This window comes from Pseudoduganella sp. HUAS MS19, from assembly GCF_053615455.1.
The window spans coordinates 113226-130114 of the sequence record NZ_CM132133.1 but is presented as its reverse complement, the minus strand read 5'-3'; the positions used below and the strand labels follow the sequence as shown (position 1 = coordinate 130114).

Sequence of the window (16889 nt, the reverse complement as noted above, 5' to 3'; positions counted from 1 at the left end):
TATGTTCCAGCGACCGGGCACACCCCCGCCTGGCGCTCGCGCCCTCGAGTAATCGGGCGCATCGACAGAACCGCCGTATCTCGCCGAAGTATCAATTCTTCCGCGCAAGCTAAAAGCTGACGACGATTCCTGCCGTGCCGGGACAAGACAGAATTCTTTATTGGCATTGGAGGTACTATGAATCAGCCCGTTATGGGAGGCGTTGCAACTATGAACGCACCAGCTTACATCAAACAGCAAAAACTGATCAATTGGGTGGCGGAAGTCGCCGCATTGACCAAGCCGGCCCGCATCTACTGGTGCGACGGCTCGCAGGAAGAATACGACCGCCTGTGTGCTGAAATGGTTGCCGCCGGCACCATGAAAAAGCTGAACGAAGCAAAGCGTCCAAACTCCTACCTGGCTTGCTCCGACCCAACCGACGTCGCCCGCGTTGAAGACCGCACTTTCATCTGCTCGCAGACCAAGGAAGCGGCCGGCCCGACCAACAACTGGATGGACCCGCAGGAAATGCGCGGCACCCTGAACGGCCTGTTCGACGGCTGCATGGCTGGCCGCACCATGTACGTGGTGCCGTTCTCGATGGGCCCACTGGGTTCGCCGATCGCCCACATCGGCGTGGAACTGTCCGACTCCCCATACGTCGCCGTCAACATGCGCACCATGACGCGCATGGGCAAGGCCGTGTACGACGTGCTGGGCACCGATGGCGAGTTTGTGCCTGCGATCCACACCGTCGGCAAGCCGCTGGCCGCCGGCGAGAAGGATGTGCCATGGCCATGCAACGCTACCAAGTACATTGTGCACTTCCCGGAAACCCGTGAAATCTGGTCCTATGGTTCCGGCTATGGCGGCAACGCGCTGCTGGGCAAGAAGTGCTTTGCTCTGCGCATCGCTTCCACCATGGGCTATAACGACGCCAAGAACGGCGGCGAGGGCTGGCTGGCAGAACACATGCTGATCCTGGGCGTCGAGTCGCCAGAGGGCAAGAAGCACTACGTCGCCGCCGCTTTCCCATCGGCTTGCGGCAAGACCAACTTCGCAATGCTGATCCCGCCGAAGACCTTCGACGGCTGGAAAGTCACCACCATCGGCGACGACATCGCCTGGATCAAGCCGGGCAAGGATGGCCGCCTGTACGCGATCAACCCGGAAGCGGGTTATTTCGGCGTGGCTCCTGGCACCAACACCAAGACCAACTCGAACTGCATGTCCTGCCTGAACGAGAACACCATCTTCACCAACGTCGCGCTGACCGACGATGGCGATATCTGGTGGGAAGGCCTGACCAAGGAAGCGCCTGCGCACCTGGTCGATTGGCAGGGCAAGGACTGGACCCCTGCGTCCGGCACCAAGGCTTCGCACCCGAACGCGCGCTTCACCGTGGCCGCTACCCAGAACCCTGTGATCGACCCGGCATGGGATGATCCGGCGGGCGTGCCAATCTCCGCCTTCATCTTCGGCGGCCGCCGCTCCACCACCGTTCCTCTGGTGACCGAAGCACGCAACTGGATCGAAGGTGTGTACATGGCTGCGACCATGGGCTCCGAAACTACTGCTGCAGCCGCCGGCCAGCAGGGCGTGGTGCGCCGCGACCCGTTTGCCATGCTGCCGTTCATGGGCTACAACATGAGCGACTACTTCCAGCACTGGCTGGACATGGGCAAGCGCCTGGAAGGCAAAGGCGCCACCCTGCCTAAGATCTTCTGCGTCAACTGGTTCCGCACGGACGAAAACGGCCACTTCGTATGGCCAGGCTTCGGCGACAATATGCGCGTGCTGAAGTGGATGCTGGAACGTGTTGAAGGCACCGGCGGCGGCGTGGAGAACATCTTCGGCACCACCCCGCGCTACGGCGACATCACCTGGGACGGCCTGCCATTCACCGCCGAAGAGTTCGAGACCATCACTTCGATCGACAAGGATGCATGGCGCGCGGAACTGAAGCTGCATGCTGAACTGTTCGAAAAGCTGGCATACCACCTGCCGCAAGAGCTGAAGGACAATATGGCCAAGCTGGAGCAGCGCCTGAACGGCTAAGCTTTATCGCTTCCGCAAAAAAAGCGCGTCCCATGGGACGCGTTTTTTTATTCGGCCTGCCGCTCCGCGGTCGACCATTCCGGGCGCTTCTCGACCGGCACCTCCGCCTGGTCGAAGCTGTCGACTTCTTTCATCGAGCGCACCTCATACAGCGTTTCGATCCCGGCGAAATGCAGGCCGCCGCAATCGGTGGCGACATGCGTGCCGCCCTTCCAGAACCAGTACTCGCGGATGATCCCGCCGCACTTGATGGAGCGCGTGCGGCCGTTGCGGTAGACATGCAATTCGGTGGGCCACTTTCTGCCATCCGCAGCGAAATACGAGAGCGCGAGCCACGCGGCAGATTCACCATCGGGCGATAGCCGCACTTCGTCCGCGCGGCGATCCGTGGTCAACCTGATGTCCTTGCCGGACGCAGTAACGACATGAACATTCCTGGCCTTGTCGGCATAAGCCTTGGCCAGGCTTCCCGCGCTGGCATTGGCGCATGCCGCAACAAGTACGAACGCGACAGCGAGGCGACGACACATCATTTCTATCTCCTGAATAGTTGACCCGATGCCGGGTTCGAAATAAGCTTCGGTGAACTTTATCAAAACTGCAACATCAATATGAAGGCAAAAAATACATCGCCGGCGTTTCTGTTCGCCGCAGCCCTGTTCTTGGGGATGGCTGGACTGGCCCATGCCGACACCGCGCCGTTGTCACTGGTTGGCCATTACTCGAACCAAGTATGGGACGATGGCGAAGACCCACATGCATTATCCGGATACGCAGTGAGCCTATACAAACAAGGGAACGCCGTTTTCGGAAACATCGGAATCGCCATTGGCTCCTCGGAGCCAGTGGGTGCCAAGCTTTACGATATTGCCTTGAACGAGAAAGAAGGAAAGATCTCATTCAAGGCAAGGTATTCACGAGGCGCTGAACATCGCAAAGGCCTCCCACGCGAGGGCCGGGATGCAAAGAGAATTTTGACTTTCTCCGGAAAGCTGAAAGCCAGCGGGCTGCAAGGTGAATTCATCGAACAGGATGGCTACCCACCATACGCGACGGTCGGAAAAGAGAAATCGGTCTTGCGAAAGTCGAAGGACGACTTCACACCGCGCGACATGACTGAATGGAAGCAGCTGCACGACAATTGAGCCAAGCCATGAGAAAATTGCACATCGCTTTAATGGGCGTGATCGTCTCCGTCGCCGCGCACGCCCAAGAGCCAGACCACGCTGCATTGAAATCCGCCGAAAAGCGCGGTCTCCAGATTTACATTCACGATCATGCTGTTGCCGTTGTTAGCGATGCCGTCACGCCACTGTTCACCGAAAAGGCGCGCCAGCAGCTGCGTGGCTACATCACGGAAGAAAAGGGCGGGGCGATTGTCGTCACCTACTACGGCAAGGACGACGGCGAGCGCATGCTTGCATGGTACCGCGCCGCGGTTGGTCCCGACGGGCGCCTGCTCGGCACCATCTCCCAGTACGAAACTCCGCAAGCGCTGAGCGAGTTCGAGGAGCGCGCTGCCGCCGCACGCGAGACCGGCATGGCTTACGACTTTCGTCCATGCGCGCAGAACTACAACTCTGTCGTACTGCCTAAACCTGAGGGGTGGCAGGTATTTCTGATTCCGGGCACGACGGAAAATCACGTAGTGCCGTTTGGAGGGACATATCGAGTCGATACCGATCCGGCGGGCCGCATCGTCACAGGCCGAGGCTTCACCAAATCCTGCTTGACGCTTTCATACCAGGAAAAGGCAACAGAAACGCCGGTAGCTATCGTCGTGTCACATCTGCTGGATCCGCAGCCGACGGAAGCACATGTTTTCTGGCAGCTTTGGAGCCGGCAGCAATGGCGCGTCGTGACTGTGCCGAATGGTCTTACTTGGCAGATTGAAAAAGGCCGGATCAGCTACGCCGGAAAAGTTGAAGGCGCAAGGTAATCAAAAATTTTTCTTGACACTGAAAATCAAATGGGCGCAGAATCGCGTCCACTGATTTTTTATTAACCCGAATTTTTGAAAGGACGACCATGCCACGTACGGCTATCACATCGCAGCAACTTCGATAGCCCCGCAGCGCGCGCGCTCGGGGCAGGCAATCTAGCCACCCGAGCCGGTCGTTCTTCCAACACGAACCCCGGCCAGGAAACTCGCCGGGGTTTTTGTTTCTACAGCCCCGGCATAACGAAAGACGTTATGCCAATTAAGCAAAGCCTGCACAAAGGCCTGGTGCCTGTGCACATCTATACGGATGACATTGATCATTCGGCCATCCAGCAACTGCTGAATATTTCGAACCTGCCTATCGTGCACCCGCACGTGGCAGCCATGCCCGACGTCCATGCCGGCATCGGCGCAACCGTCGGCAGCGTGATCCCGACGCGCGGCGCCATCATTCCCGCCGCAGTCGGCGTCGACATCGGCTGCGGCATGAATGCCGTGCGCACCACGCTGACCGCGAGCCAGTTGCCCGACAACCTGGCGCGCGTGCGCAGCGCGATCGAAACGCTGGTGCCGGTCGGCTTTGAGCAGCACGCCTTCGACAAGGTGCGCGGTTCCGCCCACGCCCGCGTCGGCCGTCCGTTGAACGACCGCCTGGACCGCATCGTGGCGCGCCACAAGGGCATCATGAAGATGCAGCACAAGTTCGCGCAGACCTGGATCTGCCAGCTGGGCACCCTGGGCGGCGGCAATCACTTCATCGAGCTGTGCATCGATGAAGCGCAGCGCGTCTGGATCATGCTGCATTCGGGCTCGCGCGGCATCGGCAATGTCATCGGCCGCTACTTCATTTCCGCTGCACGCAAGGAGATGATGCGGCACAAGGTGAACCTGCCGGACCGCGACCTGTCCTACTTCAGCGAAGGTTCGGAACTGTTCGACGACTATGTGGAAGCAGTGGACTGGGCCCAGGACTACGCCATGCTGAACCGGCGCGAAATGATGCGCCGCGTCGTGGCTGCCCTGGAGCCGCACGTCCCGCCGTTCAAGCTCGATGGCGAGGCGATCAACTGCCACCACAACTACGTGGCGCAGGAATCGCACTTCGGCCACAAGCTGTACGTCACCCGCAAGGGCGCCATCTCGGCGCGTGAAGGTGAACTGGGAATCATCCCCGGCAGCATGGGTGCCCGCAGCTACATCGTGCGCGGCAAGGGCAACGAGGAATCGTTCTGCTCCTGCTCGCACGGCGCCGGACGACGCATGAGCCGCAGCGAAGCAAAACGCAAGTTCAACCGCTTCGACCTGGCCGAACAGACGCAAGGCATCGAATGCCGCAAGGATGGTGGGGTGGTGGATGAAATCCCCGCTGCCTACAAAGACATTGACCAGGTCATGGCGCACCAGTCGGATCTCGTCGAAATCGTGCACACGCTGAAGCAAGTCGTGTGCGTGAAAGGATAAGCAATGAAGGTAATCATCAAAGTACCGAAGCCGCGCAACCCGCTGGCCGTGCTGGCGCGCCAGCGCAAGGCCGGCAGCCACCAGCGCGACGAACAAACATCGCGCCGCGCATTGAAGCAGCAATTGCGCCGCCAACTGGCGCAGCCGGAGGAGTGAGACTATGCAATCGGCAATCATGTTGAACCAGCAGCAGGCGATCGACTTCCTGCTGCACGTGGCGATTACGCGCCCGGTATTCATGTGGGGCCCACCGGGCATCGGCAAGAGCGCGCTGGTGCGCCGCTTCGCGGAGGCTGTGGGCATGGAGTGCGTCTCCCTGCTCGGCAGCCAGCTGGCGCCGGAAGACCTGCTGGGCATCCCGCAGATCGACGGCAACTGCTCGCGCTTTTTCCCGCCGGCGAACATTGTGCGCGATGAGCCGTTCGTGTTGTTCCTGGACGAGCTGAATGCGTCGTCGCATGAGATCCAGAAGGCGTTCTATTCGCTGATCCTGGACCAGCGCATCGGCGAGTACAACCTGCCGAAAGGAACCATCGTGATTGGCGCCGGCAACCGCGCCAGGGATGCGGCCATCGTCAAGCCGATGCCGTCGGCATTGGTGAACCGCATGACGCATATCCATTTGCGCTCCGATCATCGCCAGTGGCTGGAGTGGGCGAGCGGCGAAGGCGGTATCCACCCATGGGTGCTGGAGTATATCCAGTTGCGTCCCGACCATCTGTGGAGCGAGCCGCCGAAACATGAGGAGCCGTTTTCTACGCCGCGCAGCTGGCATATGCTGTCCGATGCGTTGCATTCGTTCGGCGAGGATGCCGGCGAGGATATGGTCGATGCCCTGGCCTATGGCTTGCTGTCGCCGAACCATGCCGGCAACTTCAAGGGCTTCCTCAAGCAGCTGCGGCACAAGCACGGCCTGCATGCAATCATCAAAGGAGACCAGCACTGGCCGGACGCGCCGGTGGACCGCGACGTGCTGTACTTCCTCGCGCAATCGTTCCGCGCGCACTTGTTGAAAGAGCTGCCGCAAGAAGAATCGGCCGTGCGCAGCGCCCACCATGCCTTGTCGATCCGTGCCAAGGATATGTTGCGCGACCTGGCCCGCATCAGCGTCGAAATCGCACAATCGCTGCTCGGCGAAGATGCGCAAGGAAGGCGCCTGCCTGCGTGGTTCCTGGTGGAAGTGGCGCGTGACCTGCCGCGTCTGGCCGGCCGCAGCCAGAAGGAAACTGCATGAGCAAGGACAAGAAACCCGATCCTGCGGCCGCCGCACGCCAGGCCGGGATTGCCCAGGTGCTGGCGCATCCCGTGCTGGGTGCTGTCGCAGCGCAGGTCGAGTTCCGCGCCGATACAGCGCACCAGATGGTGCCTGCCAGGGGCTGGCTCGCCCTGTCGCCGGGCGGCACGGTTTGGCTGCACCCGAAACGGCGCGCGCAGCCGGAGGAATGGGCGCGTGTCGTGGGCATCGTCCTTTCCTGTCTTGGACTTGGACTGGTGCGGCGCCGTGAGCCCGCTGGCCTGTGGGAAGTGGCCGCGCTGGTGACCGCATCGCGTTTTTGCGCTGAACTGAAGCTCGGCGAACTGCCGGAAGAATGGCGTTTGCCGGAGTGCCCGGATGCCAGCGTGGAGACCTTGCTGCAGCGCTTTTGCACCGATGGCTGTCCGGCGCCGCTGCTGACGTGGCACGCCGACATTGCCGGCGGTGAATCGCTGTTCGTGGCGCTCGGCGAAAGGCCGGTGTCATGGCGGCGCCAGACGCCCACCCCCTGGCACGAACTGCTGGCAGACGGCATCGCACGCGGCGTCGGCAGGGCGCTTGCCATCGCCGGCGGTGCACCAGTCGGGCAGGCGGCCAGGCCGCAAAGCCGCGAGCACCGCGCGCGGCGCCGCCTGATGGATCGCTATCCCTTGCTGGGCGCACTGGCGGCGAGCTTCGACCTGGAAAACGATATCCGCATCTGCCAGCAGTACGATATCCGGGTCGCCGCCATCGATGTCGGCGCCCGTCGCATCTGGATCAACCCTGCGGCAGGCCTGAACGACGATGAAACGCTATTCGTGCTAGCCCACGAATTGCTGCACGCTGGCTTGAACCACGCTTCGCGTCGGCGTGGACGCGATCCTGTGCTGTGGAATGTCGCCTGCGATTTCGCCATCAACAGCTGGCTGCTGGAGATGCAGGTTGGTTCGCCGCCCGCCATCGGCATGCTGCATGACGCCGGCCTGGCAGGGCAATCCGCAGACGAAATCTACGACGGCCTGGCACGCGACATGCGCCGTGCACGCAAGCTGGCCACATTGCGCGGCGCCGGACAGCCCGACTTGCTGGGCGAGGATAGCGGCGCACAGTTCACCGACGCGGAGGAGTATTGCCGGCGTGCGCTCGCACAAGGCATGGACCGCTGGGAGTACGACGGCCGCCGTGGCACCGTGCCGGCCGGCTTGCTGGAAGAAATCCGCAGCCTGGCGCAGCCGCCCATCCCCTGGGACGCGCGGCTGGCGCACTGGTTCGACGAACGCTTTCCACCGCTTGAAATGCGGCGCAGCTATGCGCGGCCTTCGCGCCGGCAGGGGGCGACGCCCGATATCCCTCGGCCAATGCTGTGCAAGCCTCCCGAGGAAGAGCGCAAGAGCCGGGTTTTCGGCGTGCTGCTCGATACTTCGGGCTCGATGGAGCCTGCCATGCTGGGCAAGGCGCTCGGCGCAATCGCCAGCTATGCGATGGCCCGCGACGTCATCGCCGTACGCCTGGTGTGCTGCGATGCCATGGCCTACGACTGCGGCTGGGTGGAGCCGGAAAACCTGCTGGACCGTTTCACCCTGCGCGGGCGCGGCGGGACCGTGCTGCAGCCGGGTTTCGACCAGCTGCGCGAACTGGCGCACAATGGAGAGATGCCGGCGCATGGCCCGGTACTGGTCGTGACGGACGGCTGGTGCGAGGACGGGCTCGAGACCCGCATGGACCACGCCTACCTCCTGGCCGACGGGCGCCGCCTGCCGTTCACCCCGCGCGGGGAAGTCTTCTACATCACGGAATAGCTATTGGCCCGAAGTGGCGGGCATGGGCGGCAGCCCCATCATCTTGCGGCGGATATCGAGTCCGCTTTCGTCTTCGATGACGACCGGTTTGCCGCTGGCGAGCTGGGTGCCGTAGCGTTGCGGCAGGCCCTTGGCAACGCGCAGACGGTCCTCGGCCTGCGCCAGCTGCGAACCCGGCACGTCGTTCTGGGCCTGGGCTTCGCGCAGGGCCGGCAGCAGGGCTTCCAGGTCCTTCTCGGGCGTTCGCATCAGGACCGTAAAGGCATTCAGCGACAGGTCGGGCCCGGCGAAGCGGGTGCCCGGCCAGCCGTGGGAGGCGACGATGGTCTTCAGCCGCGCCAGTTCCTTGCGGTCGCGTGCCGCATCGCGCTTGCCAGGCGCGCCCATGCCTTCCAGTGCGCGGATGGCGGCCAGCTCGCGGGTATCGAGCACCTTGCGCTTGATGATGATCTCATCACCGACGATGGTGGTGGCGGCGCCGCCGGTGCGGATGGTCACGCGCACGTTGCCGCGCGCATGGGTGGTGCCGCGCTGGTCCTGCTCCACCTGGTTCGCCTCCACCTGCACGGTATGCCGCTGGCCGATCGGCAGCATGATACGCGCGACTTCCTTGCCTGCCGCCAGCGTCTGGACGCTGATGCGGCTTGGCTCAGCCGCGCTGGCCAGCCCATGGCACGCCAGCAGCAGCGCTAACGCAAGCTTGTAGACGCTCATCATGGACTTACGGTAGCAAACCTGCCGGAACTGGGGAGCACGGATGGTTGCGCGGGCGCGCAGGCATCGATGTCCTGAACAAGAAAGCTGGGTGAGTATTTATACAAAGTTTTTCTTGACACTACATTCGTGAAGAGCGCAGAATCAGCGCTCGTTAGTTTTTCATAACCCAGATTAAGAAAGGACAGTCATGCGTATTTCCGCTATCAACTGCATTCAGCACACCAGATAGCCCTGATGCGCGTGCGCTCGGGGCTGCTGGCAGATTTGCCACCCCCGAGCCGGACGTCCCACGACAAAAAACCCCGGTAAGGATACTTGCCGGGGTTTTTGTTTTTTGGCCCCCGGCGCAAGGAGGAAAGGAATCATGGAGATCCAACTCAAAGCTGTCACCCGGCAGAACTTCGACGACATCACCGACTTGCGGCTGCTGGACCACCAGCGCGACTACGTTGCCAGCAACGCCTACTCGATTGCACAAGCCAGCTTCTACCCGGAGATGCAGACCCGCGCCGTCTACGCCGGCGACCTGCTGGTTGGCTTCCTGATGTACGTCGACATGGCGCTGGAAGGCCTCCCCGGCGAGTTCGGCGTGTGGCGCCTGATGGTGGACGTCCTCCACCAGGGCAAGGGCTACGGCCGCAGTGCGCTGCGAATGGCGCTGACCGAGATCCGCGCGCGCGGCGGCGTGCGCAAGGTCTGGATCAGCTACCAGCCGGACAACACCAGGGCCAGGGATCTATACGCCAGCATGGGCTTCGTCGAAACGGAGATCGACGAGGATGGCGAGATGAATGCGGTACTAGAGCTGTAACGAAGAAGAAGGAGTCAAGAATGAGGCCATACCAACGCTTCCTGAGGAAGTGGATCACGACCAACCTGCATGTGGTCAACAAGGAGAATTTTGCCGACATCGCCGAACTGGAACTGCACGAGCACCAGCAGGACCACGCGGCAGCCACCATGTACGCGATTGCGGAAGCCAGCTTCCACCCCAACTACCATTGCCGCGCCATCGCCGACAAGGATGGCGTGGTCGGCTTCCTGATGTACGCCGCGCCCGGCGCCGAGGATGAACCTGGCGACTACGCGATCTACCACCTGATGGTTGACAAACGTTTCCAAGGCCGCGGCCATGGCCGGCGCGCGGTCGACCTGGCGCTGGCCGAGATCCAGAAACATGGGAATGTGCAGCGTATCTGGACCAGCTACCGTCCCGACAACACCGTGGCGAAAGAACTCTACGCCGCCTGCAGTTTCATCGAGGCGGGCGTAGAGCAAGACGGCGAGATGTACGCCGTCTGGAGTCCCGACCCTTACTGAGTGAAGGTCAGGGTGTAGGCGCCGGAGCGCCCCGAGTAGTAGCTGGTCGCTTCGATGGTGTAGTTGCCCCATGCGCCCGCCGGCAGCGTATAGCTGATGCGCGAGTTGGTGCCGCCACCGCCGTCGTCGTTGGAGCTGATCACATTGCCGGAACCGTCGCGCAGGTAGAGATAGGCATCAAAGCTCGACGAAGCCAGGGTGATGGTCACTACGCGGCCCGGCAGCACGCTGAAGATGTAGCGGTCGGTGTAATAGCCGCTGCCGCGCGCGCCCGCCGGGCAGGCCGACGACTGCAAGTTGCCGCTTACCGTTTCACCACTGATGATCGACTTGCTGCAGACGGTGGGCTGGGTGGTGCCTTGCTGGTTCAGGCTCAATGGCAAGGTCAGGCCGCTGCCGCTGAGGGTTGCGGTGGCATTGCGGGCCGTACCGGAGTTGGCGCTTACCGAGTAGGTGATGCTGCCGTTTCCGGTGCCGCTCATGGCACTGGTGATGTTCATCCAGCTTGGCACGCCGGCCAGGTTCCAGTTGCAGCTGGCCGGCGCCGACACGGTGAAGTTGCCGCTGGTGCCGGCAGCCGGGAAGTTGGTGCTGGCAGGCGTCACGCTCCAGGTGGCGCAAGCGGAACCGGTCTGGCTCAGTTTTGCCATGCCCACCGCGTCCGGGTTGGACGCCAACATGTAGTCGCTGCGATCGGCGCCGGTATTCGGCGCGATGTTGAGGCTGAAGCTGCCGTTGCCGGTGCCGGAGGCCCCGGATGTGACGCTGACCCAGGTGACGGGAACGGCCAGGGCCCACTTGCAGGTTGGCGCAGCGGTAATCGTGCCCGTCGTGCTGCCGCCGGCAGCAGTGAACGATGCGTTGCTCAAGCTGATGACCGGCGCGGTTGGGCAAAGCTTGCGCGCATCCTGGGTAAAGGTGAACGTGGTGGCGTATCCCATCGAAGTCACTTGGCCGGAGCCGCTGCGCGAGGCAGTCGTGTCCGGGTTGGCGGCAACCGAATAAGGAATGCTGCCGTTGCCGCTGCCGCTGGTCGCGCCGGTGGCGGTGACAAAGCTTGGCATGGAAGCCACGTTCCACGGGCAGCTGGCGGCTGCGAAAACGCTGAGGGAGCCGCTGCCGCCGGAGCCGCTGACAGTGGTGGTGGTCGGCGATACCACCGGCGCCGATGGGCAGTTGGCGGAAGCCACCTGCGTGACGGTGACCGATTCATTCCCCAGCAGGAACGACGCGCTGCGCGAGGCGCCGCTCAGGTTGGTGCTGGTGTTGAACGTTACGGTGGCGCTGCCGCTGGCCGGCATTTGCTGCGGGTTGGTGCCGGCGAGGGTGAGCCAGTCGGGCAGGTTGGCAGCTTCGAAGCGGCAGCCGGGGGCCGCGTTCACTGTGAAGCTGACGGTGCCGGCATCGCCGCCTGCGGTTTGCGTGCGGACCGGCACGGTGGTGAGCTGTCCGGCGCAAGCCTGCTCCCAGATCGCGGCGTAGGTCGTCGCGTCATTCTGGGCGGCGCCGCCGGCGATCAGCACATTGCCGTCCGGTAAGCGCGACAGGGTGCTGTCGCGCGCGGTGCTGCGCTGCGGGCCGCTCATGTTCCAGGTCCCGCTGGCTGCCTGGTAGCGCAGCAGCTGGCGGTTGTAGTCCGCGGTGAAGACGATATCGCCACTTGGCAGCACGCTGACGTTGGTAGGCTCGAATGCAGTCGGCATGTTGGCGGCAGGCGTAAAGACGCCGGTGGCCGGATCGTACAGCTCCGTAGTGTTATGCGACCATTCCCGACGCCCGCCCGCAACCAGGACCTTGCCGTCCGCCAGCACCACGGGCTGGATGTTTTGGCGCTGCTCGTTCATCTGGCCGGTGGCGGTCCACTGGTTGGTGGCGGGATCCCACAGCTCGGCATTGCGGCTGTAGCCGTTGTTGGCAAAACCGCCCATCTTCAGGACCCGGCCGTCAGGCAGCAGCACCAGTCCGGAGTCGTTCGGACGTTCCAGCATGTTGCCGGTCTTGGTGAACAAACCGGTGGCTGGATCATAGATGTCCGCCTGGTATGCGCTGGCGTTCCTCTTGTCGGTGATCATGACGCGGCCGTCCGACAGCCGCAATCCCACGGTGTCGTAACGCGATACGTTCATATTGCCGGTGGCAGTCCACTGGCCGGTGGCCGGGTCGTAGATTTCGGCGGTGTTGGTAAAGGTGCTGGCCGGCGTCATGCCGCCCGCAACCAGGATACGTCCATCCTGCAGCGTGACCGCCGCATGCTGCCGGCGCGCGGTCAGCATCGGGGCCGCCGGCGTGAATTGAGCGGTGGCCGGATCGTAGATCTCGGTGCTGGCATGGATGGGATTGCCGGGCTTGGATGTGCCGCCAGTCAGCAGGATGCGGCCGTCAGGCAGCACGCTTGCCTTGTGCAGCATGCGCGGCGCGCTCATGCTGCCGGTCGAGACCTGGGCCTGTGCGGACAGGGTGGCGCAGGCCAGCAGGGTAGCGGCTGCAAGATGACTTAGTGGGGGCAGGTGCAAGAGATTCTCCATTTCGATATTGCCGGTGCACAACTGTAACGTCGTTTGTGAAATAGTCAATTCAAAAAACTAACGAAATATTCAGTATTGGTATTTCGCGCGGCCGGCGCCGCTATCGTCCGGCCGCAGGAGAGATCAGATTGAAGGCGGCACGCCTTCCTGGTTCACCCTGATGGACTGAGTCGGCCCTGAGCCGATCATGGAGAACATGGCGCTGCGCGCAGAACCAATATTTCGTGCGATCGAATAGCTGATGGCGCCGTTGCCGCTGCCGCTGTTGGCGCTGGTTAGCGTGAGCCAGCCCGGCAAGCCCGCAAGGCGCCAGTTGCAGCTTGTGGGGGCAGTAATGGTAAAGCTGCCGGTCGCACCGCCGGCGGGCGCGTTCACGACAGCCGGGCTGATTCTCCAGTTCACGCAAGGGTTTGCCGACTGCCCCAGGTAGAAGCTGGTGGAAAAGCCTGGTCCGTTAAGCTGGCCATTGCCGCCGCGGAATGTGCCGCTATTGGCGGTGGCGCTGATCGAAAACACGCCGTTGCCGGTGCTTGCGCCGCCTGCGGTAAGCCGGACGAACGGAGGTAGCGTGCCGACGCTCCAAGGGCAGCCTGGAGCGGCGCTGACGGTGACAGTGATCGTGCCCCCGCTAGACGGGAAGGAGCTGCTGCTCAAGCTGATCGCCGGCGCGGTCGGGCACTGTGCGGAGCCATCCTGGGTAATGGTGAAGCTGCTGGACTGGCCGAGGGCAATGAGCTGGCCGGAGCCGCTGCGCGACATGCTGTTCGGGCTGTTGGATGGGACCGACCAGGTGAAGGCGCCATTACCCGTGCCGCTGGAGGCCGAGGTGATGGTGGCGAAGCTTGGCAGGTTGCCGATGCTCCAGTGGCAGGTCGCGGGCGCCGTTACATAGGCTGTGCCGGTACCGCCCAGATAGCCGACCTTGATGCTGTATGGCGACACGTATGGCATGCTTGGGCAACTGGTCGAGGCCTCTTGCGTCAGTTCCACGCGCCAGTTGGCCAGGTAGAAGGCAGCGGTGCGCTCGGTGCCGCTCATATTGGCGCCAGCCGTCAGAGCGACGGCGGTCGTGCCCTTTTCCGTGATGTAAAGGGTGTTTGCCGGAGGCGGCGCCAGCCAGCTTGGCAGGTTGGCCGCTTCAAAACGGCAACCGGTTGCACCGCGCACGGCTATGCCGGCCGAACCGCCGTCCGCGTGTACCTTTCCGGAGGTGAGCTCCAGCGTGAGTTCCTGCCCGGTGCAAGCCTGGTCGAGCACTGCCGCATAGCTGGTCGCGTCGTTCTGCTCTGCGCCGCCCGCCAGCAACAGGCTGCCGTCGGGCAGGCGGGTTGCAATGGCTTCACGCGCAGCGCTACGTTTTGGGCCGGCGATGTTCCAGTTGCCGCTGGCCGGCTGGTATTGCAGCAGATGGCGTGCGTTCGGGTCGGTGAAAACGATATTGCCGTTGCCCAGAACGGTACTGCTGTCCGGCGCGAATGCGATCGGCATGACGGTGCCAGGGCTGAATTCATTGGTGGCGGGATCGAAGATCTCAGAGGTGTCGAGCTGCATCGAATTGCGGCCGCCTGCGACCAGGACTTTACCGTCGGGCAGCAGCACCGGCTGGATATCCTGGCGTTCCGTTGCCATCTGTCCCACGGCGCTCCATTCGTTGGTGGCGGGATCCCAGACTTCGGCATTGCGGGTGAACTTGCCGTCCCAGGTATAGCCACCCATTTTCAACACGCGGCCGTCGGCCAGCACCACCAGGCCATGACCGCTGGTCGTCTCGACCATATTGCCCGACTTGCTGAAGCTGCCTTTGGCCGGATCGAAAATCTCGGCATGGTGCCCCGTTGTGTCGCCGGCGGCGACCATGACGCGGCCGTCGGGCAGCAGGCGCGCCATGGTGCGCGAGTAGGCCGTGTTCATCTGCGCGGTGGCGGTCCATTTTCCCGTGGCGGGATCGAAGATCTCCGCGAAACTGGAAACGGTGCTGTTGGCGGTCTTGCCGCCCGCCGCCAGAACGCGTCCATCCTTCAGCGTGACCGTGGCGTGTTCGCGTTTGGCGACCAGCATCGGGGTCATCGGCATGAAGATGCCGGTGGATGGATCATAGAGCTCTGTACTCGCAAGCGCGGTTGCGGACGCTCCGCTTGCTCCACCGGTGACCAGGATCCGGCCATCGGCCAGGGTGCTGGCCTGATGGAATATGCGCGGGGTAGTCATGGCGCCGGTCGTGACCTGGGCTTGAACGGCCATGCTGGCACAGGCCAGAATCGAGGCTGCGGCAATGTGGCGCAGGCGGGGATGTTGCATGATTTCTCCAGTAGTTGAAATTTCCAGTCCGCAACTCTAATCGTGTTTGCAAAATAGTCAACTCAAAATGCCAAGCAGATTGCGCTTGTTATTTCGCACAGGTGTGCTAAAGTGCTGGCCATGGACACCCTGACCGCAAAAAGTGAAGCGACCTTCGCCACCATCCTCGACGCCGCCATGGAAATGGCAGCAGCGGAAGGCATCGGCAAGCTGTCGCTGGGCGAGATCGCCAAGCGCACCGGCATCAGCAAGAGCGGGGTGTTTTCGCGCGTGGGCTCGCTGGAACAACTGCAATGCGCGGTGTTGGACGAATACGACCGCCGCTTCGCGGCGGAAGTGTTCATGCCGTCGCTGTCGCTGCCGCGCGGCTTGCCGCGGCTGCAGGCGCAAGTGGCGGCCTGGTTTCAGCGCGCCGCCGACGAGGCGCTGCGCACTTCCTGCCTGTACACGGCGGGCGCCTTCGAGTTTGACGATTACCAGGGCAGCGCAGTGCGCGACCGCCTGGCACAAGGCGCGCTGGCCTGGCGCGCTTCGCTGCGCAAGACCATCTTGCAGGCGATGGAAGCCGGCCAGCTACGGCCGGACACCGAACCCGAGCAACTGGTGTTCGAGATTTACAGCCTGGTGGTGGGCCTGTTGCACGACGCCCGCTTCCTGCGTGACGAGCAGTCGCCGCGCCATGCGCAGCGCGCCTTCAACCGCCTGATTTCGACGTACAAGAGTTTCAACGACTTGTGATTTGGGTTGCCGCAGGTTCGCCTGCGGCCTTTTTTTAAGCAAGCTTCGCACGGGTGTGCGAAATTGGAGAGAGAAAATGCGATTCCTACTTTTGCTGGTGCCGGTCGGCATCTACTTCGTGAGCCAGAGCAGCTTTTGGGGCATCCTGCGCGGACTGCCGAAGAACAATAGCGATTTCGGCGAGAACTACTAAGGAGCGGCCATGGTCCTCGACTTCTACTTCGATTTCGCCTCGGGCTATTCTTACTTCGCCGCGCGCCGCATCGAATGGCTGGCCGCAGCGAATGGGGCAACCGTGCGCTGGCATCCTGTATTGCTGCCGGCGCTGACCCAGGCGACAGGCGTGCTGCACTCGCCGGTGGTGCCCCTCAAATGGAAATACGTGACGCGCGATATGCAGCGTACGGCGCAGGAGGAGGCGATTCCCTTCAATCCATCGAGCGCCTTCCCGCAGATGCTGATGGCGCCGGGACGCGCCATGCTGTGGGTGCGCGCCAACCATGGCGACGATGCAGCGGTGTCGTTTGCGCGCACCTGCTTCCAGGCTTATTACGCCGATGGCGTGGATATCGCGGTTAAGGCGGTGCTGCTGGGGATCGCCGAGGGCCAGGGTATCGACGGCTCGGCCTTCCTGGCCGGCATGGAAGACCCGGCAATCAAGGCGCAGTTCAAGCAGGGCAATGAGGATGCGCTGGCCAATGGCGTGTTCGGCGTGCCCTTCGTACTGGCGGACGGCGAGCCGTTCTGGGGCTACGACCGCTTCCCGCACCTGGAGCGCTGGCTGGCGGCGGCGCGCCGGGCCGCCTAGTGAC

15 protein-coding genes are annotated in these 16889 nt (G+C 62.9%); 11 read left to right on the top strand and 4 right to left on the bottom strand.

Annotation, left to right across the window (positions count from 1 at the left end; all coding sequences use genetic code 11):
• Window positions 1–177: 177 nt before the first annotated feature.
• On the top strand, window positions 178–2040 hold the full coding sequence (locus ACWBU6_RS00545; protein WP_452646952.1) for a phosphoenolpyruvate carboxykinase (GTP): 1863 nt from the start codon (window positions 178–180) through the stop codon (window positions 2038–2040).
• 47 nt (window positions 2041–2087) lie between these two features.
• Here the strand turns inward: ACWBU6_RS00545 and ACWBU6_RS00540 are convergent, their stop codons facing one another.
• Window positions 2088–2573 carry a hypothetical protein gene (locus ACWBU6_RS00540; protein WP_452646951.1) on the bottom strand — a complete coding sequence of 162 codons (486 nt, stop codon included), beginning with the start codon at window positions 2571–2573 and terminating at the stop codon, window positions 2088–2090.
• A gap of 78 nt (window positions 2574–2651) precedes the next feature.
• On the opposite strand from ACWBU6_RS00540, the gene ACWBU6_RS00535 reads away from it, so the two are divergent.
• From ACWBU6_RS00535 to ACWBU6_RS00510, 6 genes are all read left to right on the top strand, one after another.
• On the top strand, window positions 2652–3185 hold the full coding sequence (locus ACWBU6_RS00535) for a hypothetical protein (RefSeq protein ID WP_452646950.1): 534 nt from the start codon (window positions 2652–2654) through the stop codon (window positions 3183–3185).
• An 8-nt stretch (window positions 3186–3193) separates the two neighbouring features.
• Complete coding sequence (locus ACWBU6_RS00530) at window positions 3194–3979, top strand: hypothetical protein (protein WP_452646949.1); 786 nt, start codon at window positions 3194–3196, stop codon at window positions 3977–3979.
• Between the two features lie 255 nt (window positions 3980–4234).
• Window positions 4235–5443 (top strand): RtcB family protein, encoded by a 1209-nt coding sequence (locus ACWBU6_RS00525; protein WP_452646948.1) that lies wholly within the window; start codon window positions 4235–4237, stop codon window positions 5441–5443.
• 3 nt (window positions 5444–5446) lie between these two features.
• Window positions 5447–5599 (top strand): hypothetical protein, encoded by a 153-nt coding sequence (locus ACWBU6_RS00520; protein ID WP_452646947.1) that lies wholly within the window; start codon window positions 5447–5449, stop codon window positions 5597–5599.
• A 4-nt stretch (window positions 5600–5603) separates the two neighbouring features.
• A complete protein-coding gene (locus ACWBU6_RS00515) occupies window positions 5604–6677 on the top strand; it encodes an AAA family ATPase (protein ID WP_452646946.1) in 1074 nt (357 codons plus the stop codon).
• A complete protein-coding gene (locus ACWBU6_RS00510; RefSeq protein WP_452646945.1) occupies window positions 6674–8479 on the top strand; it encodes a vWA domain-containing protein in 1806 nt (601 codons plus the stop codon). The genes ACWBU6_RS00515 and ACWBU6_RS00510 overlap by 4 nt, the downstream gene beginning before the upstream one ends.
• On the opposite strand, the gene ACWBU6_RS00505 is transcribed toward ACWBU6_RS00510, so the two are convergent.
• Window positions 8480–9196 carry a DUF6624 domain-containing protein gene (locus ACWBU6_RS00505; protein WP_452646944.1) on the bottom strand — a complete coding sequence of 239 codons (717 nt, stop codon included), beginning with the start codon at window positions 9194–9196 and terminating at the stop codon, window positions 8480–8482.
• A gap of 364 nt (window positions 9197–9560) precedes the next feature.
• Here ACWBU6_RS00505 and ACWBU6_RS00500 point away from each other — a divergent pair, with 364 nt between their 5' ends.
• Both ACWBU6_RS00500 and ACWBU6_RS00495 read left to right on the top strand, forming a co-directional pair.
• Window positions 9561–10007, top strand: coding sequence for a GNAT family N-acetyltransferase (locus tag ACWBU6_RS00500; protein WP_452646943.1), 447 nt, complete (start codon window positions 9561–9563; stop codon window positions 10005–10007).
• 20 nt (window positions 10008–10027) lie between these two features.
• Window positions 10028–10516, top strand: coding sequence for a GNAT family N-acetyltransferase (locus ACWBU6_RS00495; RefSeq protein WP_452646942.1), 489 nt, complete (start codon window positions 10028–10030; stop codon window positions 10514–10516).
• Here ACWBU6_RS00495 and ACWBU6_RS00490 read toward each other — a convergent pair.
• Complete coding sequence (locus ACWBU6_RS00490) at window positions 10510–13041, bottom strand: kelch repeat-containing protein (RefSeq protein ID WP_452646941.1); 2532 nt, start codon at window positions 13039–13041, stop codon at window positions 10510–10512. The genes ACWBU6_RS00495 and ACWBU6_RS00490 overlap by 7 nt on opposite strands.
• Before the next feature lie 123 nt (window positions 13042–13164).
• Window positions 13165–15339 carry a kelch repeat-containing protein gene (locus tag ACWBU6_RS00485; RefSeq protein ID WP_452646940.1) on the bottom strand — a complete coding sequence of 725 codons (2175 nt, stop codon included), beginning with the start codon at window positions 15337–15339 and terminating at the stop codon, window positions 13165–13167.
• Window positions 15340–15459: 120 nt separating this feature from the next.
• Here ACWBU6_RS00485 and ACWBU6_RS00480 point away from each other — a divergent pair, with 120 nt between their 5' ends.
• Window positions 15460–16077 carry a TetR/AcrR family transcriptional regulator gene (locus ACWBU6_RS00480; RefSeq protein WP_452646939.1) on the top strand — a complete coding sequence of 206 codons (618 nt, stop codon included), beginning with the start codon at window positions 15460–15462 and terminating at the stop codon, window positions 16075–16077.
• A 202-nt stretch (window positions 16078–16279) separates the two neighbouring features.
• Entirely contained in the window at window positions 16280–16885 is a 606-nt protein-coding gene (locus tag ACWBU6_RS00475; protein WP_452646938.1) for a DsbA family protein, read from the top strand.
• Window positions 16886–16889 lie beyond the last annotated feature (4 nt).